At 62.6% G+C, this 19,225-nt stretch carries 16 protein-coding genes; 10 read left to right on the forward strand and 6 right to left on the reverse strand.

Features of this window, described 5'->3' with window-relative positions:
* Positions 1-82: 82 nt before the first annotated feature.
* The 3 genes from DS839_RS36885 to DS839_RS07060 form a co-directional block, all read right to left on the reverse strand.
* Complete coding sequence (locus DS839_RS36885) at positions 83-1,084, reverse strand: helix-turn-helix transcriptional regulator (RefSeq protein ID WP_119269594.1); 1,002 nt, start codon at positions 1,082-1,084, stop codon at positions 83-85.
* A 249-nt stretch (positions 1,085-1,333) separates the two neighbouring features.
* Positions 1,334-3,070 (reverse strand): adenylate/guanylate cyclase domain-containing protein, encoded by a 1,737-nt coding sequence (locus DS839_RS07055; RefSeq protein ID WP_119269595.1) that lies wholly within the window; start codon positions 3,068-3,070, stop codon positions 1,334-1,336.
* Between the two features lie 51 nt (positions 3,071-3,121).
* Complete coding sequence (locus tag DS839_RS07060) at positions 3,122-5,095, reverse strand: GNAT family N-acetyltransferase (RefSeq protein ID WP_162918355.1); 1,974 nt, start codon at positions 5,093-5,095, stop codon at positions 3,122-3,124.
* 257 nt (positions 5,096-5,352) lie between these two features.
* On the opposite strand from DS839_RS07060, the gene cysP reads away from it, so the two are divergent.
* Together cysP and DS839_RS07070 are read left to right on the forward strand one after the other, a co-directional pair.
* Positions 5,353-6,357: a thiosulfate ABC transporter substrate-binding protein CysP gene (gene cysP / locus DS839_RS07065; RefSeq protein WP_119269597.1), complete on the forward strand. Its 1,005-nt coding sequence runs from the start codon at positions 5,353-5,355 to the stop codon at positions 6,355-6,357.
* A 94-nt stretch (positions 6,358-6,451) separates the two neighbouring features.
* A complete protein-coding gene (locus DS839_RS07070) occupies positions 6,452-7,462 on the forward strand; it encodes a heparin lyase I family protein (protein ID WP_162918356.1) in 1,011 nt (336 codons plus the stop codon).
* 3 nt (positions 7,463-7,465) lie between these two features.
* On the opposite strand, the gene DS839_RS07075 is transcribed toward DS839_RS07070, so the two are convergent.
* A complete protein-coding gene (locus DS839_RS07075; protein WP_119269911.1) occupies positions 7,466-8,764 on the reverse strand; it encodes an LLM class flavin-dependent oxidoreductase in 1,299 nt (432 codons plus the stop codon).
* 250 nt (positions 8,765-9,014) lie between these two features.
* Here DS839_RS07075 and DS839_RS07080 point away from each other — a divergent pair, with 250 nt between their 5' ends.
* The 3 genes from DS839_RS07080 to DS839_RS07090 are packed head-to-tail and all read left to right on the forward strand — an operon-like array spanning position 9,015 to position 11,710.
* A complete protein-coding gene (locus tag DS839_RS07080) occupies positions 9,015-10,331 on the forward strand; it encodes a glutamine synthetase family protein (protein WP_119269599.1) in 1,317 nt (438 codons plus the stop codon).
* 31 nt (positions 10,332-10,362) lie between these two features.
* Positions 10,363-11,094: an N-formylglutamate amidohydrolase gene (locus DS839_RS07085; protein ID WP_162918357.1), complete on the forward strand. Its 732-nt coding sequence runs from the start codon at positions 10,363-10,365 to the stop codon at positions 11,092-11,094.
* A gap of 4 nt (positions 11,095-11,098) precedes the next feature.
* A complete protein-coding gene (locus tag DS839_RS07090) occupies positions 11,099-11,710 on the forward strand; it encodes a cysteine hydrolase family protein (protein WP_119269601.1) in 612 nt (203 codons plus the stop codon).
* Here DS839_RS07090 and DS839_RS07095 read toward each other — a convergent pair.
* Together DS839_RS07095 and DS839_RS07100 are read right to left on the reverse strand one after the other, a co-directional pair.
* The gene (locus tag DS839_RS07095; RefSeq protein ID WP_119269602.1) at positions 11,707-12,666 is read right to left on the reverse strand and encodes a glutaminase; all 960 of its coding nucleotides are present in this window, start codon (positions 12,664-12,666) and stop codon (positions 11,707-11,709) included. The two genes, DS839_RS07090 and DS839_RS07095, sit on opposite strands and share 4 nt — an antisense overlap.
* On the reverse strand, positions 12,663-13,523 hold the full coding sequence (locus tag DS839_RS07100) for a MurR/RpiR family transcriptional regulator (protein WP_119269603.1): 861 nt from the start codon (positions 13,521-13,523) through the stop codon (positions 12,663-12,665). The genes DS839_RS07095 and DS839_RS07100 overlap by 4 nt, the downstream gene beginning before the upstream one ends.
* A 241-nt stretch (positions 13,524-13,764) precedes the next feature.
* Here DS839_RS07100 and DS839_RS07105 point away from each other — a divergent pair, with 241 nt between their 5' ends.
* The 5 genes from DS839_RS07105 to DS839_RS07125 all read left to right on the forward strand — a co-directional run bounded on the left by DS839_RS07105 (position 13,765) and on the right by DS839_RS07125 (position 19,222).
* Positions 13,765-14,892 carry an ABC transporter ATP-binding protein gene (locus DS839_RS07105; protein WP_162918358.1) on the forward strand — a complete coding sequence of 376 codons (1,128 nt, stop codon included), beginning with the start codon at positions 13,765-13,767 and terminating at the stop codon, positions 14,890-14,892.
* Between the two features lie 44 nt (positions 14,893-14,936).
* Entirely contained in the window at positions 14,937-16,088 is a 1,152-nt protein-coding gene (locus tag DS839_RS07110; protein ID WP_162918359.1) for an ABC transporter substrate-binding protein, read from the forward strand.
* Positions 16,089-16,149: 61 nt separating this feature from the next.
* Positions 16,150-17,055 (forward strand): ABC transporter permease, encoded by a 906-nt coding sequence (locus DS839_RS07115; RefSeq protein ID WP_119269605.1) that lies wholly within the window; start codon positions 16,150-16,152, stop codon positions 17,053-17,055.
* Positions 17,052-17,879 carry an ABC transporter permease gene (locus tag DS839_RS07120; RefSeq protein ID WP_119269606.1) on the forward strand — a complete coding sequence of 276 codons (828 nt, stop codon included), beginning with the start codon at positions 17,052-17,054 and terminating at the stop codon, positions 17,877-17,879. The genes DS839_RS07115 and DS839_RS07120 overlap by 4 nt, the downstream gene beginning before the upstream one ends.
* Positions 17,880-17,899: 20 nt before the next feature.
* Entirely contained in the window at positions 17,900-19,222 is a 1,323-nt protein-coding gene (locus DS839_RS07125; RefSeq protein ID WP_119269913.1) for an aspartate aminotransferase family protein, read from the forward strand.
* Positions 19,223-19,225: the final 3 nt, after the last annotated feature.

Raw genomic sequence — 19,225 nt, forward strand, 5'->3', positions numbered from 1 at the left:
CCGGCCTCAAATACTGACAATGGTAACAACAGACACCATTGGCGGGCGGCTTGATGTTCAGCGCTTGAATCACCCGCAAGTATCAGTTGCGGCGGGCCGAATCCGTGAAAATCCGGTCGAAGATCAGCGATGCGACCTCGCGTTCCGAGGTGACGTCGAGCTTGCTGTAGAGCCGATGCTTGTGGTTCCGCACCGTGCCGGCACCGATATCGAGGTGCTTGGCAATGGCGGCCGTCGAAAGCCCACGCAAGCCGTGCCTGAGGATCTGGCATTCGCGCGGCGTCAGCCGGTAGTCGGTCGTCACCTGGTTGAACAGGCTGTCGACGGCAAGATAGCCGGGCGAGCGGCGCTCGATGATGAATATCCGGCCGCCGGGCGCCACGGCGTTGCCGGCTTCCAGCGTCTCCCAATGCACAACATCGAGCTCATCGAGCGAATGGACGCCCTCGCGCGAGCCTTGCGACACGCTGCAGATGATGTCCTCCTCGCCGGCACTCACCTTGCCGCTCCATATTCCATTGCGAAAGCAGGGAAGGCCCTGGGCGTCGACGACCATGACGGCGAGCTGGCTGTCATTGAGATAGCCGCCGCGATGGCCTGACAGGCAGCTCGATATATGCAGCCCATGCAGGTTCTCGATGAGCGGATAGATGTGGCGGATGAAATCGACCTCGGCCGGCTTGAACGGCCGGTCATGCAAATCGAGGCAGAGCGCCACCCAGACGCCGCCGACCGCCGGCAAGAGGACGACGATCTCGTCATAGATGCGGGCGGACTGGTACAGGTTCTTGAAATAAAGGTTGTCGGTCTCCTCGCCATGCATCTCGAGCGCCGTCATTACGCGGTCGCGAACCTGGGTGCGCACCAGGCGCAGCAGCGGGTCGATGCGATAGAGCTCGCGCATATAGACCTCTTCGGCCTCGGCGCTCAGAGAATTGTTGGCCAGAAACTGCGGTTTGGCGAATTGCGCATAGCGCACGGCGATCTGGCGCTCGCAGTCGAGAAGCCGGCCGAGTGCGGAGAGGACCACGCCGTAGAAGTCGCGCGCGCCGATGGCTTCCGCCATGCCGGCCAATTCGGCCATGAGCCGCGGCAAGTCCAGAGCGGGTTCGGTCGAGACAGGAAAGGAAGAGGTCTTCGCTAGCACGAAACGGCCCGGCAGGGACGGGTGGCGCCACACATTCTCGGTCCCCGAAACGGCCTCAGGCCTCTCGCTCGCATGGTTCGACCCTATCCCTTCTCACTGGAAAGATTAGGAAAACTGCCTTCTGAAATCAATGATTTTGCGCCTTCCGGGCCGGCGGGAGCACCGCGCCGGAACGTTGGTCGAAACCTATTTATGATCCAGATGCCAGGTCCGGTCCCAGCTCTCAGGAGGCGGTGCCGTCCTGAAGCCGTCGATGCGCTTGATGAAGGCCAGTGACGGCCCGTCATTGGGAACGGCTTCGAGGCCAGCGGCAAAGGCGCTGCGGGCCTCGTCCCAGCGCCGTGCCCGATAGGCCGCGAGGCCTTCGGCGAACCGGGCCCTGAGCTCGATCTGGGGGCCTGTGAGCTCGCCTGGGCGCCCCATGATTTCGAACATGGCTTGCGGCCGGGTCTCGCCCAGCACGACCACACGATCGATCTCGCGCGTCTCGATGGTCCCCGCGGCACCCGCCACCGTGTCGGCGGATACGAGGATGTGGCTGCCATAGAGCTTGCCGGCGCCTTCGAGCCGCGATGCCAGGTTCACCGTCTCGCCGAGGACGGTATAGCTCATCATCAGCTCCGAACCGATGCTGCCGACCAGCGCCTCGCCCGTGGCGATGCCGATGCGGATGTCGAATTGTATCGGGAGCGAGCGCATGCCGAGGAGCTCGGCGATCTCGAGCCGCAGGGAAGCCACGCGCTCCAGCATGGCGAGGGCGGCAAGGCTCGCTTGGCGCGCCTGGTCGCCAGGCTCGGTGAAGGGTGGACCCCAATAGGCCATGATCGCATCGCCGATATATTTGTCGATGATGCCGCCCTGCGCGCGGACCGGCGCGGACATCGCCGAGAAGTAGAGGTTCATGACCTTGATCAGCCCCTCGGGCGTCGTCTCCTTGCTGATGCCGGTGAAACCTTTGACATCGCAGAACATCACGGTCATGACCCGGTGCTTTCCCTCGGCGGCGAGATCCGGGTGATCGATCAGTCCCTCGACCACGCGGGGATCGACATATTTGCCGAAGGTGCGGCGGATATGTTCCTTGAGACGCAATTGCTCGACCATCCGGTTGAAGGCCGTGGTCAAATGGCCGATCTCATCGTGCGACGTGACGGCGAGCGTCTGGTCGAGATTGCCGGCCTCGACCGCGCGTGTTCCTTCGAGCAGGCGAAGAACGGGGCGCGTTATGCCGCCGCTGACCAGTAGCGCGAACACCAGACCGAGCAGGGCGGCAAGGGCGGTCAGGATCGCGGCGATCACCAAGGCCTGGCGCTGTTTCGCAACGGTCGCCGCCGCATCCGCCTGAAGCAGGGCCAGCATGTCGGCGCGGATCGAATCGAGCTTCTGGATGAGGTCGTCGCGCAGGGCATCGACCCGGCCGAGACTGTCGGATATCGCCGGGGCGTTGCCGGTATCGAGTGCCGAGAACAGATGCTCGATCTCGCTGTTCAACAGGCGTCGCGTGTCCGCCATCGCGGTGCCGATGCGGTCCTCGAGCCGGACCAGCGCGATGGCATCTTCGGCAGAGGCCTTGCGTCTCTCGATCAGGCCGTTGATCAGGTCACGCGCCGCTTGCGCCTCTTTCTCGACCTCGCGGTCCTTGCTTTCGAACAGCTGGCGGATCTCCGCGAACTTCTCGCTCCCCGCCGGCGATTGCATCTTCTCGATCACCATGCGGCGCAGCGCCAATGCCCGCTCGAGCGAGCGGATATTCGTCCGGGCCAGATGCCCATAGGTTGGGATATAGCTGTTGGCGAGATCCTGGATCCGATGCTCCACCTGCATGACCCAGACCAGCGACAGGATCGCGGTAATCACCATAAGGACGATCAGTCCCACGGCGATGGCCATGATCTTCTTGCGGATCGTCAGGCTGATGGTCATGCGGTCATCTAACCCGGCGGCAAGTGAAGCGCCAGCCCCGGTGCAGGATTTTCACTTTGCTGAGGATCGCCGGCTTTTGCGCTTGGGCGCCGTTTTTGCCGGCTTCTCCTTGGCGCCATTGCCGGACTTTGCGGGCTTTGCTTCGCCGGCGGGCTTTGCGGCCGGACGATCCGAGAAGAGGGTCGTCACCTGCAGCGTGTCGTCCTCGCGCGTTGTAGTGGCGACACCAGTCGCACTCGCGGCAAGGCGCACCATGCGCTCGTTGCTCGCCAGAATCTCGGCGATGAAGCCCTTGACGCCGCGCGCCATGGCGTATTCCTGCAACCGCGCCTGCAGCGCGCTGCCAAGCCCCTGGCCTTGCCATTCGGGCGCCACCATATAGGCGACCTCGGCCAGGTTGGTGGTCGGGTTGAGGAAATAGCAGCCGCTCGCCACCACCACCTCGTGCTCGCGGGGGCCAGTCACCGCGAGGAAGGCCACTTGCGTCTCGTGGTTCACATTGCACAGCGTCTGCAGGTCCTGATAGGCGAGCGAGCGCACCTTGCGGAAGAAACGCGTATAGACATCGTCGGGTGACAGGCGATGGAAGAGGGCTCGGAGCGCATCGGCATCGGCGGCATGCGCCGGACGGATCAGGACCTCGGCGCCATTGAGGAGCGTCAGGCGCCGTTCCTCCTGGACGGGATAAGCGCCTTGAGAGCCGAGATACTGCTCGCGCGGCACATAGCCCAGCTTCCTGGCGGCTTCGATCAGAGCATCGCGATGATCGGGATGCGCTATCTCGATCATGGCCAGCGCCCGTTCGCGAATGGATTTCCCGAACAAGTAGGCGATGCCATATTCGGTGACGACATAATGCACGTTGAAGCGCCCGATGCCGACGCCGTCTCCGGCCTCGAGCAAGGGCTTGATCCGCGAGGCGCCGGCCTCGGTCCTCGAGGCGAGGCAGACGATGGGCTTGCCGCCTTCCGATTGGGCGGCCCCGCGCATGAAGGCATGCTGAGTCGAGAGCCCACCATAGAACTGGCCCTCGAATTGATCGATGCAAACCTGGCCGGTCAAATCCATGGCAAAGGCCTGGGTGATCGAGACCATGCGATAGTTGGCCGCCACGGCGCGGGCATCGCACACTTCCTCGATGGGCCGGAAATCGAAGAGCGGATTGTCATGCACGAAATCATAGAGCTGCCGTGTCCCCAGGCAGTAGCTGGCGACGATCCGGTCGCGGTGCGGTGTCTTGCGGCGTCCGGTCACGACGCCTGATTCGACGAGGCTCATGACGCCGTCGGTAATGACATCGCTGTGGATGCCGAGATCGCGGCGATCCTTGATGTATTGCAGGGCGTCGTTGGGAACGCGGCCGAGGCCGATCTGCAATGTCGATCCGTCTTCGATGATGGCGGCGATATAGCGCGCGATCCGGTCCGCCGTGTCGCCCGCCGGCGGATGACGATATTCAGTGATCGGTGTCTCGACATTCACAAAGGCGTCGAACCGGTCGATATGGACGAAGCTCGCGCCATGAGTGCGCGGCATCGCCGGGTTGATCTCGGCGATGACATGGCGGGCGACCTTCAGGACCGCCGGCGCCAGGTCGACCGACACGCCGAGACTGACGAAGCCACGCCCATCGGGGACTGAGACCTGCAGCAAAGCGACATCGATGGGGAGCCTGCCATTGGCGAGGAGAACCGGCACGTCCTCGAGGGCGATCGGGACATATTCGAGGCGGCCCGTACTTGCGAGATCGCGGATGTCGCTGCCGACAAAGAAGGAACGATGACGATATCGGCTTATGGGCTCGGCCGGCTTGTCGGATGAGGCGAGTGTCGTCAGGAAACTCACATATTCGAGATCTGCCGGGGCGCCCTCCATCGTTTCGAGTGCCGCGATCAGCCCGCGCGGCGCCGCACAGCCGGTACCGAGATAGATGCGGTTTCCCGGTTTTATCGCCGCCAGAGCCTGCTTCGCATCGACAAGCTTTGCCCCGAGACTTGCCAGTGTCGGATTTTCCGAAACGCTCATTTTGCCTGCCCCCAAGCTATTGCCGCTCATAGTATTCGCGCGCGACCAGTCACCAGGCAAGAAACAAAACTGCGATCGGTCATTGGCGGAATCGTGTTTGGCGGGACACACAAAGTCCCCCACGAGATACATTTTTTCAGACTTGCCCTAAGGAAATATCTGTCGCTTCGCCTTGACAGCCATGTCGTTCTTTTTATAGAACAATCGGGATTTTAAATAGAACTCCTGCCCGCCTTCTCTATCCCCTTGGAGGATTTATGAAAAAGCTGTTCCTGGCGCTGGCCATTGCCGCCATGACCTTCGCCGCGCCGGCCAAGGCCGAAGAGCCGAGCTCCATCCTCAATGCCTCTTATGACATTGCGCGCGAGCTTTTCGTCGAGATCAACAAGGCGTTCATCGCCAAATACAAGGCCGATACGGCTAAGGATCTCGAAATCAACCAGTCGCATGCCGGCTCCTCCAAGCAGGCGCGCGCCGTCCTCGAAGGACTCGAAGCCGATGTCGTGACCTTCAACCAGGTGACTGATGTCCAGATCCTGCATGACAAGGGCGGCCTCGTCGCGGCCGACTGGCAGAAGCGGCTGCCCAACAACGCCTCCCCCTATTATTCCTTCGCGTCCTTCCTGGTGCGCGAAGGCAATCCCAAGGGCATCAAGGACTGGGGCGATCTCGTGCGTGAAGACGTGAAAGTGGTCTTTCCCAACCCCAAGACCTCAGGGAACGGCCGCTACACCTATCTCGCCGCCTGGGCCTATGCGCGGGAAGCCTTCAACGGCGATGAGGCGAAGATTCGCGACTTCATCAAGAAGCTCTTCGCCAATGTGCCGGTCTTCGATACCGGCGGGCGCGGCTCAACCACCACCTTCATCGAGCGCGAGATCGGTGATGTGCTGATCACTTTCGAGGCCGAAACGCGGGTCATTGCCAAAGAATATGGCCAGGGCAAGTTCGAGGCCGTGACGCCGCCCACCAGCGTCATCGCCGAATTCCCGGTGAGCGTCGTCGACAAGATTGCCGATGAGCGTGGCTCGCGTGCCATTGCCGAGGCCTATCTCAATTTCCTCTACACGCCGGAAGCCCAGGAGATCATCGTCCAGTTCGGCAACCGCGTGCATGAGCCGAGCGTGGTCGAGCGTCACAAGGCCGAATTCCCGGAGGTGAAGCTCTACACCGTAGAGGACGTGTTCGGCGGCTGGCCCAAATTGACGAAGGAACATTTCGGCTCGGGCGGCATCCTCGATGAGCTCTATGTCGCCCGCTGAAGGCGCCTGAAGGGGACGCAGTTGCTAAAACCAGAAAAGCTACGCAAAGTTGCCTGGCCGCGAAGGCACCTTTGCGGACTTCTGGTGGACGGTCATGGGCGCTCTCTTTCGTCTCCTCGGCTTCAGCCTCCTCATTGTGGCTGCGTCCTTGCCGGCCGCGGGCACTGAACGGAAAGACGATTTCGACAGCGAAGCCGCTTCGAGGGCCATTTGGGACTTTTGCCAGGCAGACCCAAAGAAGCTGGAATTCGATCATGCTCCAGAGGCTCCCGATAGCTTCCTGCGCAATCGCATCAATCCAAGCTCGACCGATCTCAGCTGCGGCGATCCAGCCTTCGCGATGGAGAGGCTCGGACCTAGCCTCATCGACCCCTTCGCCGTGGGCAGGGCGGTCGATGCCAATGGTGGCAGCATTCAGCGAAACGAGTTGCGCTTCAAGGACCGCAATGACTGGCACAAGGACAATGAGAGCAACTGGTACAGCATCAACTTCAAGATCGTCGGCGCGGAAGGGAACGCGTTGCCCACTGTCGGCTCGAAACGGTGGGTCAACGCCCAGTGGAAATATGAGAAGCTCGGTCCGAATGACAGTCCGTTCCTCGCCCAGCGCTTCGACAATGGCGTGCTGCACGTCACCGTCGAGGACGGCTTCTGCCGGTGCATGATCGCCAAAAGCCCCGGCGATCCGAGCAAGATCGCGGGCAAGCGAAACGCCACGCTCATCCCCATCGCACCGCTCGAGTGCCTGAACAACAAGATGAATGAACCGGCGGATCCGTGCGTACCGCAAAATCTAAAGCTCACCGCCTACGCCCAAGATGATTTGAGCAGCCTGCCCGATCCTTCAAAGCAATGGGTCCGCATGACTTATCTGGTGAAGGCCGGCGGGGTGCGGGAGTCCGTCTTCGAGATCTACGCGAATGGCCGTTTCATCGTCAGGGCCGAGCACGCTTATCAGGAAAAGGTCGAATTTCCCAACCGGATCAAGTTCAAGTTCGGACATTACAGAGACAAGGTGAGGACGAGCGCCGATATTCTGGTCGATCAGATTTGCGTCAGCCGGAACGTCGGCAATTGCGACAGATCAGTCGTCCTTCCAAAGTGAGGATTAATCCTTCTCGAAATATCGGTTCTTCGGCCGGGGCAGGCCCAGATTCTCGCGCAAGGTCCGGCCCTCATATTCCGTCCGGAAGATTTGGCGCCGCTGCAGCTCCGGCACGACGCGGGTCACGAAATCATCGAGGCCTTCCGGCAGATAAGGGAACATGACGTTGAAGCCGTCGGAAGCCTCGGTCAGAAGCCATTCCTCCATCTGATCGGCGATCGTCTGAGGCGTGCCGATCATCTCGAGCGTGCCGAAGGCGCCGCCGACATATTGGGCGAGCTGGCGGACCGTCATGTTCTCCGCCTTGGCGAGCGCTACGAGCCGGTCGCGGCCGCTCTTGCTGGCATTCGATTCCGGGATCTCGGGCAAGGGGCCATCGAGATCCAGCCCTGAAACATCGGTGCCGAGCCTGACCGAGAGCGAGGCGATGCCGCTGTCGGGATGGACCAGGCTGTCGAGATGCTTCTTCTTCGCCCTGGCCTCGGCAACCGTGTCGGCGACAATGACAAAGGCGCCGGGCAGGATTTTCAGGTGATCGGGGTCGCGGCCCAAAGCGCGCATGCGGCCCTTCACATCGGCATAGAAGCGCTGCCCGTCGGCAAGAGTGTTGACCGCGGTGAAGACCGCCTCGGCGGTTTCGGCGGCGATCTGCCGGCCCGCTTCCGAGGCGCCGGCCTGGACGATGACCGGCCAGCCCTGAACGGGCCGCGCGATATTGAGCGGACCTCGCACCTTGAAATGCTCGCCCCTGTGGTCGAGCACATGCAGCTTCTCAGGGGTGAAATAGATGCCGCTTTCGACATCGCGGGTGAAGGCGTCATCGGCCCAGCTGTCCCAGAGGCCGGTGACCACGTCGTAGAATTCGCGCGCTCTCTTGTAGCGGGCGCCGTGCTCGACATGCTCATCGCGGCTGAAGTTCAGCGCCTCGTCCGGATTGGCGGAGGTCACCAGGTTCCAGCCGGCGCGCCCGCCGCTCAGATGATCGAGGGACGCGAATTTGCGCGCCACATGATAGGGCTCGTTATAGGTGGTCGAGGCGGTGGCGATGAGGCCGATATGCTCGGTCACCGCCGCCAGCGCCGGCAGCAGGGTCAAGGGATCGAAGGAAGTCACCGTGGCGCTGCGCTTCAAGGCCGGCATCGGCATGTTCATGACCGCTAAATGATCGGCCATGAAGAAGGCATCGAACTTGCCGCGCTCGAGCGTCTGGATGAAGCGTTTCAGATGCGCGAAATTGAAATTGGCATCGGGAAAGGCGCCGGGATAGCGCCAGGCGCTGGTATGGATGCTGACTGGGCGCATGAAGGCGCCGAGACGGAGCTGGCGGGATGGGGACACGAGGGACCTCTTGGGGCGGGACGGGGCTGGTTTCCTGGATATCGATATTGGCTCCTGCCTATGACAACTTAGATTTTCTCTCGCGCTGAGGAAAAATCCTGAGGCTCGGATCAGGAATGAATTTTTTATTCCATATGATATATGTTTTTTGTGTATTGGAATTATCATTCCATTCTGATAAGGGCTCGTCATCGAAAGGGGAAACGCGATAGCGATGAAGAAACCAGACGATATCGTGATGGTCTGCATCTGCGACTATGCCGGGCAGGTGAAGGGCAAGGGCTTTCGCGGCAAGGATCTCAAGAGCCGCTTGCGCAGCGGGGTGGGCCTCGCGCCGAGCAATCTGATGATCACCACTTTCGGGCAGATCGTCGACACGCCCTGGGGACCGCGCGGCGAGCTCATCATGATGCCGGCGCCGGAGACCGAGGTGACCGTCGAGCACGGTCCCGACCGGCCGCGCGAACGTTTCCTGTTGGCGAGCCTCCTTGATCTCGATGGCGAGCCCTGGTCCTGCTGCCCGCGCAGCTGGCTCAAGAAGGGGCTCGATGCGCTCGAAGCGGAAACGGGCCTCAGGCTCAACTCCGCTTTCGAGCATGAATTCCACTATACCGGTGCCACACCGCGCCTCGGCGATGCCTATTCGCTCGATGCGATGCGCCTGCAGGGCGCTTTCGCCCAGCGTCTGATGCAGGCGCTGGATGAGAACGGCATCGATCCCGAGATGGTGCTGCCGGAATATGGGCCGCAGCAATTCGAAGTCACGTGCCGGCCGGCGCTTGGACTCAAATCCGCCGACGATGCCGTGCGCTTGCGCGAGATCACGCGCAGCGTCGCCCGCGCATTGGGCCAGAAGGCGACCTTCTCGCCGGTGATGGGAGCGGGCGCCGTCGGCAATGGCGTGCATGTGCATTTCAGTCTCGAGGACAAGAACGGCAAGCCGCAAACCTTCGACCCCGAACGGCCCCATCGGATCGGCGAGGCGGCGGCGCATTTCACCGCCGGGATCCTCTCGGCCATGCCGGCGCTGGTGGCGCTGACGGCGCCTTCGGCCGTCTCCTATGAGCGCTTGCAGCCGAACCGCTGGAGCGCCAGCTACAACAATCTTGCCGACAAGGACCGCGAAGCGGGCGTGCGCATCTGTCCCTTGTCCAAGCTGCCGGGCACCGATGCCAGGAAGAGCTTCAATCTCGAATATCGCGCCGCCGATGCCGCCGCCAATCCCTATCTGACGCTCGGCGCCCTGGTATGGGCCGGACTGCAGGGCATTCGCGACCGACTGCCATTGCCCGCGGCAACGGAAGGCGATCCAGGCCAATTGCCGGAAGAGGAGCGCCGCAAGCGCGGTCTCAGCCGCTTGCCCGCAAGCCTCGGCGCGGCGCTCGATGAATTCGCCGCCGACAAGCGCATCGCGGACTGGATGGGTGCCGATTTCGTCAATGCCTATCTCACCCACAAGCGCAGCGAGTTGAAGCTTGTGAAGGACCTCGATCTCAACGAGCAGATCAAGCGTTATGTTGAAGTCTACTGAGCTCCTGCAAGAGGGCGACCCAGAACCGGTGATGATCGCCCACGAAAACGGGCAATCACCGTTCCTGCTCCTGTGCGATCATGCCGGCAATGCGATTCCGGCCAAGCTCGGAACGCTGGGCGTCGGGCCCGCCGATCTCGAGGACCACATCGCCGTCGATATCGGCATCTTCAGCACCTGCCATTGGCTGGCGCACCGGCTCGATGCGCCCTTGCTGGGCCAGAGCTACTCGCGCCTGGTGATCGACTGCAACCGCAAGCCCGGCATCGCGACATCGATGCCCATCGAGAGCGACGGCCGCAAGGTTCCCGGCAATGTCGATATCAACGAGGCTGAGCGCAAGCAGCGTATCGCCGAGATCTTCACGCCCTATCACGAGGCGGTGGCGCGGATGATCCAGCAAAGGACCATAGCTCTCGGGCGCCCGCCGATCCTCTGCGCGATGCACAGCTTCACCCGCGTCTTCGGCGGACAGACGCGCGATTGCGATATCGGCGTGATCCATGGCGGAACGAGCGCCATCGCCGACCGCATGCTGCAGCGATTGCAAAGCTTTGGCGAATTCCGGGTCGGGCGGAATGTTCCTTATGTGATCGATTTCCAGGGCGACTACACGGTGCCGGTGCATGGCGCGGCGGGGCAGGTACCCTATATCGAGATCGAAATCTGCCAGGACCTGATCGCGAGCTGCTCTGGCCAGCGCAAACTGGCCGCGATGCTCGAAGCAGCCTTCCGCGATGCCGAAACCACGCTCAACGGCTGATGCCATGGACGCCCACACGCTCACGCGGACGAGGCCCATCTCTGCCAAATCGACCGCTCTTCTGGTGATCGACGTCCAGAACGCCACCTATAGCGACAAGGAACGCGAGAAGCGTCCTTATTTTTACGATCTCGTGACGCGCGAGACGCTGCCCAATATCCGTAAGCTCATCCGGGCGAGCCGCAAGGCCGGCATCGATGTCATCTTCACGGTGATCGAAAGCCTGACGCTCGATGGGCGCGATCGCAGCCTCGACTACAAGCTCTCCGGCTTCAATTTCCCCAAAGGATCGTGGGAAGCGCAGATCCCGGCCGCGATCGCGCCCGAGCCGAACGAGATTGTCCTGCCGAAGACCTCCTCGAGCCTGTTCAATTCGACGGTCTTCGACTATGTGCTGCGCAATATCGGCATCGACACGGTGCTGGTGACGGGTTTCCTGACCGATCAATGCGTCGATCACACCGTCAGGGACGGGGCCGATCGCGGCTTCTACATGACCTGCATCGCCGATGCCTGCGCCACGGAAACCGCCGAGCGGCACCAGAATGCGCTTGCCGCCTTCAAGGGCTACTGCCGCATCCGGACGACGGAAGAACTTCTTACGGAGATCGGTTAATCGCCAAAGACCGACCAGCGCATTTCCTTCGCCAATTGCTCGAGCGCCGCAGCGCCCAGCCAGGAATTGCCATTGGCATCGAGACCGGGCGACCATACGGCGATCGATGCCTTGCCGGGAACGATGGCGAGGATTCCACCGCCCACGCCGCTCTTGCCCGGGAGGCCGACATGGAAGGCGAAATCGCCGGAGCCATCATAATGGCCGCAAGTCAGCATCAGGGCGTTGATGCGCCGCGCCCGCTCGGCCGAGACGACGCGCGCGCCACCCGGCGTGTGCCGCCCACCGAAAGCGAGATAGCGCCCCGCCATCGCAAGTTGCCGGCAATTCATCTCGATGGCGCAATGGTGAAAATAGACGCCGAGGACATAATCCACCGGATTCTCGAGAATGCCGAAGGAGCGCATGTAATTGGCGAGCGCGATGTTGCGGAAGCCGTTTTCCTTCTCCGAGCGGGCGACGTCCTCATTGATGGTGATGCCGTCGTCGTCGCTGACGAAGCGGATGAAGCGCAAGATGGCGCCGAGCGCCTCGCGCGGCTGGTGACCGGAGAGTATCGCATCGGTGACGGCGATCGCTCCGGCATTGATGAAGGGATTACGCGGCCGGCCCTGCTCATATTCGAGCTGCACGATGGAATTGAAGGGATTGCCGGAGGGCTCGCGCCCGACCCGCCGCCACAGCGCATCGCCCACCTGGCCCAGAGCGAGAGTCAAGGTGAAGACCTTGGAAATGCTTTGCAGAGAGAAGCCCATGTCGCGATCGCCGCCCGTGACCAGCCGGCCGTCGGCTGTCGCGACCGCGATGCCGAAGCGGGAGAGATCGGCGCGAGCGAGCTCAGGGATATAATCGGCGGGGCGTCCGCGATCCGATCGCTCGGCGATGCGGCAGGTGATCCCTTCGATGATCGTGTCGAGCGTCGGTGTGTGCTCAAGCCCTTCGGGAGTGAGCGTCATTCCGCCAGGCGTCCGTGCAGCTCCTCGATGCGCGCGACGCGGCGCTCGGCGCTGGCGCCGAGCCGTTCAGCCAGGCGCGAAATCAGGGCCTCGACGCACATGACGGTGGCAAGGGCCGAATCATAGACCGAGGGACCTGCGACCGGCAGCGCGAAGACATGATGGGCGAGCTTGGCCGCGGGCGACTGCCATTTGTCGGTGAAGACGACCAAGGTCGCGCCCGCTTCATGGGCGAGTCTTGCGAATTCGATCACATTGTCCTGATAACGGCGGAAATCGAAGACGACGACGATGTCCTTCTTCTCGATCTCCAGGAGGTCGGTGACCATCCGGCGAGCCTCGACATGCACCAGATGGACATGCCGGCGGACGCCCATCAGGCCAAAAGCGAATATCTCGGCAATCGAGCGGCTGAAGCGCCCGCCGATCAAATGCACCGAAACCTTCTCGTTGGCGAGCAGCTTCGTCACCTCGTCGAATTCGGCGACGGGAATCATTTCCGCCGCCTGGCGCAGCAACATCCCGGCCCAGCCGGCATATTGCGCCAGCGTGTCGCCTTCATGCATGCGCGCATCGGCCGTCTGATAGCGGGCGAGGGGAGATTCGAGCGTCGCCGTCAGCTCGTCGCGCAAAGCTTCCTGGAATTCCGGATAGCTCGCGAAGCCGAGCTTGCCGATGAAGCGCAGGATGGTGGCGCCGCTCGCCTCGGCCTTGCGGCCAAGCTCGGCGACGGTTTCGAGGCCGGCCGTCGGATAGCCCGTGGTCAGCACCCGGGCGATCCGCTTCTCCTTGCGCGTGAAGGTCTCCTCATGAAGCTGGATCCGCGCAGCGATGGTCTGGGCTGTCGTGGTGCTCACCGGTGCTCCTCTGGCTACTCGCGCAACTATACCCGTGCCGGCTTTCGGCTGGAAATGACGGGCAATGCCCGATTTGGACTATTTGATCCATTTTATATATTGCGGAGAGAAAATGAAACAGGTATTTGTTTTATGAGGAAGCCGTAGAAGAGCTTCGCAAGCCCTTCGGGGATGAGCAGGGGATCGACAGGATCGCAAGGGGCCAATGGAGAGAGCGCATATTTCCCCCGACAGTCACATCATGAGCGAAAGCGCCACAGCAGGGGTTGCCGGCAAAGCCCCGGCGCCCGCCGATCTCATCCTCGAGATCGACAATCTGCATCACCGCTATGGCCAGGTGGTCGCGCTGAAAGACGTGTCGCTCAGGGTCAGGCGCGGGGAGTTCCTGACTCTTCTCGGCTCGAGCGGCTCGGGAAAGTCGACGCTCCTGCGCATGATCGCCGGGCTCGAAATGCCGACCTCGGTCTCAGCCTTCACGCTCTCAGGCCAGGAGATGGCGCATGTGCCCGCCAATCACCGCAATGTATCGACGGTGTTCCAGCATTACGGCCTGTTTCCGCATCTGACCGTCGGCCAGAATGTCGAATATGGCTTGCATGTCCGCAAGGTGCCGCCCGACGAGCGCCGCCGCCAGGCCGAAGACATGCTGAAGCTCGTCAAGCTCGAAGACATGTATGGCCGCCGCATCGGCGAGTTGAGCGGCGGCCAGAAGCAGCGCGTGGCGCTGGCCCGCAGCCTGGTGCTGAAGCCCGCCATCCTGCTGCTCGACGAGCCCTTGGGCGCGCTCGACGAGAAGCTGCGCCTCGAGATGCAGATCGAGCTCCTGGCGCTGCATCAGGCGCTCGGCATGACCTTCATCTATGTGACCCACAGCCAGGAGGAGGCGCTGACCATGAGCCACCGCATCCTCCTGATGAGCCATGGCGAGATCGTCCAGGAAGGCCGGCCCGAGGATCTGTTCGACCGTCCGGTCAACCGCTTCGCCGCCGAATTCATGGGCATGGAGAACATCCTTGCCGGCACGGTCACGGGCGTCGACGGCAATCTCATATCGGCCACGGCCAATGGCGTGGCTCTGCGCGGCATGTGGACCGGCGCCACGCCGCCCAGCGCAGGCGATCAGGTCGCCATCGCTTTCCGGTCGGAAAAGGTGAAGCTCGCCAAGGAACGCGCGCCGCGCGCATCCGACACAAATGTGCTCGAGGCCAAGCTCAAAGCCCGAGTCTACAAGGGCAAATATCTCGACGTGGTCGCTGCATGCCCGTTGGGCGATGTGCGCCTGAGATTGTGGGACGACCATGTCGTGCTTCCCGATCAGTTCAAGATCGAATGGCGACACGCCAACACCGTCGTCATTCCCTTGGCCTGACGGACGGCTGCCGGATCAACCAGAAAACAGGAGGAGATGCTCAGATGAAGTCCAACAATAATGCGAAGCTGTCGCGCCGCACGCTGCTCAAGGCAAGTGCGGCAGCCCTGGCGATGCCTTATGTGATCACGCGGCCGGCGCTGGCCGATGGCGGCACGGTCAAGATCATGGGCGTGTCGACGGTGGCGCTCCCGGACTGGAGCTCCTTCGAGGCCGACACCGGCCTCAAGATGGATTTCGTCGGCGTCAACAGCGATCCCGGACTGTATGTCCAGGAAGTCGTCGCCAATGAAGCCGGCGACACCTATGACATCTTCATCTTCGATGGCGGCATCGAGGACCGGCTCGGCACCGGCGGCCAGTTCCAGAAAATCGATCCCAATGCGATGAAGCTCTGGGGGGCGGTTGCGGATTCGGTGAAGTCGAGCGCCCTGCTGCAAGGGCCCGACGGCACGCAATATGGCGTGCCGATCGTGTTCAATGCCGATTCCTTCGGCTATCACGTCGAGGACATCAAGGAGAGCGAGCCCTTCTCCTGGGGCATGGTGTTCGAGAACGAGAAGCTCCTCGGCAAGATCGCGCTCGAAGACACCTGGCTCACCACTCTGCCCAATGCGGCGCTCTATCTGATGAGCAAAGGCAAGGCGATCACCGATCCTTCCAACATGACGCCGGAAGAAGCCAAGATGACCGCCGATTTCTTGATCGAGCGCAAGAAAGCCGGCCAGTTCCGGGCGCTGTGGCATTCCTATGAAGAGTCGGTCGATCTGCTCGGCAACCGCGAGGTCGTCATCGCCGAATGCTGGGAGCCGGTGATCAAGCAATTGCTGCGCGACGGCAAGAATGTGCGCTACGCCTCGATGAAGGAAGGTTATTCGAAGTGGATGATCGGCGCCTATCTGCCGTCGCAGGCGGAAGGCGAGCGATTGGCGCGCGCCTACAAGGCGCTCGACTGGTTCCTCGGCGGCAACTATGGCGCGCAAATGGCCATCCAGCAGGGCTATGCGACGGCCAATCCGCAGGCCGCTCTCGAATTCGCCAAGTCCAAGAGCTTGAGCGAGGCGGACCTCGCCGCCATCAAGCTCAATATCGACAAGGTCGAGCAGAAGATGGCGCTGCCGCATTACTGGCAGAATGCGGCGCCCAAGCATGTCGAGGCGATCGAAGCCGAATGGCAGCGCTTCAAGCAGGCTTGATCACCTCCTGAAACGGCCGGGGGCAGGCAACTAGCCCCGGCATCTTTTCGAGCCCCCATCGATGCCTTTGCCGTCCAATTCCATAACGCGCTTCGTGAGCCCGAGCGGCGTCAGCCCGTTCGGCTTTTCCGGCGTGATCGCGGCCTGGACACTCATCGTCATCCTGCCGCTTTTAGGCCTCGTCCTGTGGTCGTTCCTCAAGCTCGAGAATTTCCAGCTCGTCTGGGAGCCCAACCTGCAAGCCTATCGCGACCTTCTGTCCTCCGGGCGCTGGGAGGTGACGATCCGGACCCTGCGGATCGCGGCGGTCGTGACGGCGATCGAGCTCGCACTTGCCGTGCCTTTCGCCGTGTGGCTCGCGAAAGGCACGCGCTCGACGCCGGTCAAGGTGGTGACGCTCGCCGCCCTCACCATTCCCTTCTTCCTCAGCATATCGGCGCGGACCATCGTCTGGCGCGCCGTCCTCGGGCTCAACGGCCCGGTGAACGCGTTTCTCATGACTATCGGGTTCACCGACCGGCCGCTGGACTGGCTCCTGTTCTCGGAATTCGCCGTCATCGTCGGGCTGATCGGGCCTTACTTCCCGCCCATGGTCTTCCCGCTCTATCTGGCGGTCAGCCTCATCGATGATGAATTGCTGGCGGCCAGCAAGGATCTCGGCGCCTCGCCCGCCTTCACCTTCTGGCATGTCATCCTGCCGCTCGCGCTGCCCGGTCTCGGCGCCGGCTTCATCTTCACCTTCATCCCCATGATCGGCGATCCGGTCGTGCCGGAGCTCCTGGGCGGCGGCCAAGTCGTGGTGCTGGCCTCCTCGGTGAAAAGCCTGCTGCAGGTACTCAACTACACTGTGGCGGCCGCCCTCTCGGTCTTCATGCTGGCGATCATGGCGGGGCTTGCCGCCCTGCTGGCGCTTATGCTCGGTGGACGCCTGAAACAGAGACGGCAGGCGCGGAAGGCGCCCAAATGAGCAAAGCCCTGCCGCTCAACTACACGCCCTCCATCTCGGAATGGCCGATCTGGAAAAAGCTCGGCGCGCTCACCGGCATTCTGGCGCTGGCCGGCATCTATGCGCCGATCTTCTGGCTCATGGTCATGTCGGTCTCGGGCGAGCCCTTGAGCGGGATTCCGGGCGACTTCACCGGCCAATGGTACAATGCGCTCGCCACCAACACGAATTGGCTCTGGCCTCTGTGGCTGAGCGTGCTGCTCGGCATCGCGGTGGCGCTCACCTCAATGGTCTGCGCCACGCTCGTCGGGCGCGCCATTCCGCGCATCCGGCACGGCAAAAGCGCGATCCTCGCGGTGACGCTGCTGCCCCTGATGATCCCGGGCGTCGTCGTGGGCACCGCCTTGTTCCTCTATCTGAGAGTGCTGCTCGGCCTCAAGATGGGCATGTGGTCGCTCTTCGCCGGCCATCTCGTCTGGTCGTTTCCCTTCGCGCTCCTCGCGGTGCTGGTGGTGGCGCTGCGCTTCGACACGCGGCTCCTCGAATCCGGCGCCGATCTCGGCGCCAATGCCTGGCAGCGCTTCCGCGACATCGAATTCCCGCTGCTCAAGGACGGGATCATTTCGGGCGGGCTCTTTGCCTTCCTTCTCTCCTTCAACGAGATCGCCCGCTCGATCTATCTGAGGGGGCGGATCGAGACCCTGCCGATCTATCTGTGGCAGCAAGCCTCCACCAAGACCTCGAATGTGCCGCTGATCTATTCGCTCAATGTCATCATCCTCATCGTCAGCACCGTGATCGTGGGGATCGCCTTCTGGCTGCTGTTCGGCCGCCGCGACAAATGAATCTCCATAAAGGAACCGACATGTCGAACCATCTGAGTCTGATCGAGCGCGACCGCCTCGCCGTCGCCGGCATAGAGAAGCTGCGCTTCTTCCCCTTGGCGGTGGTCGAGGGCGAGGGCTGCTGGCTCATCGAGGATGGCGGGCGCCGGCTGATCGATCTCTCGGCGACCTGGACCGCGTCCGGCCTCGGCCATGGGCATCCGAAGATCCTCGAAGCGATGATGCGGGCGGCGCGAAGGCCCGCCGGCGCCGGCGGGCTTTCCGCGGTGCATCCCGACTCGGTCGGTTTCGCCGAGGAGCTTCTGGCGCTGACACCAGGCAGCGGCGACCGCCGCGTCTATTTCGGCCATGCCGGCACCGATGCCAATGACGTCGTGCTGCGCGCCTGCCGCAAGGCGACGGGACGCCGGCGCATCATCGCCTTCCATCATGGCTATCATGGCGGCATGGGCGTCGCCATGCGGGTGTCCGGCGTCCATATCGACGCCGGCGTCGCCGCCGACCCCGATCTCTATCTCGCGACCTATCCCAATCCCTTCCGCCCGCATGTCGATGGTCCCGATCCGGTCAAAGCGAGCGTCGAGGCGAGCCTCGATGAGATCGGCCGCGAGCTTGCCAAGGGCGATGTCGCCTGCCTGATGGTCGAGCCCATCCTGTCGGATGGCGGCCTGGTCGTGCCGCCGAAGGGGTATCTCCGCGCCCTCCATGCGCTCTGCCGTAAGCACAAGGTGCCGCTCGCCGTCGATGAGGTGAAAATGGGCCTCGGCCGGCCGGGCGTGCTGCATGCCTTCCAGCTCGACGGCATCGTGCCCGAGATCGTCACTTTCGGGAAAGTCATCGGCGGCGGCCTGCCGCTCAGCGCCGCGGTCGGACCGGCGGAAATCCTCGATGGTCCCGCGGCCTCGGCACTTCTCACCACGGCCGGCAATCCGATCTGCACCGCGGTCGGCCGGCAGGTGATGCGCACGCTCATCGAGGAAGATCTGCCGGCGCGGGCTAAGGAGACGGGGAGCTATTTCATGGCGAGCTTGCGCAAATGCCAGGCAGCGAGCGATGTCATCGGCGATGTACGCGGCCATGGCCTTGCCATCGGACTCGAGCTCGTCACCGACCGCAAGAGCAATGGGCGCGACCGCAAGCTGACGCAGCGTACCGTCTATCGCGCCTTTGAACTCGGTGCGGTCGTCCATTATGTCGGCGGCAATGTGCTCGAAATCACGCCGCCCTTGACCATCAGCCGCGATGAGGTCGACATTGCGGTCGGTATCCTCGATCAGGCGATCAAGGATGCCAAGGCGGGACGCGTCGATGATGCGGCCGTCGCTCAATTTGCGGGATGGTGATAG

Source organism: Taklimakanibacter deserti (genome assembly GCA_003574785.1).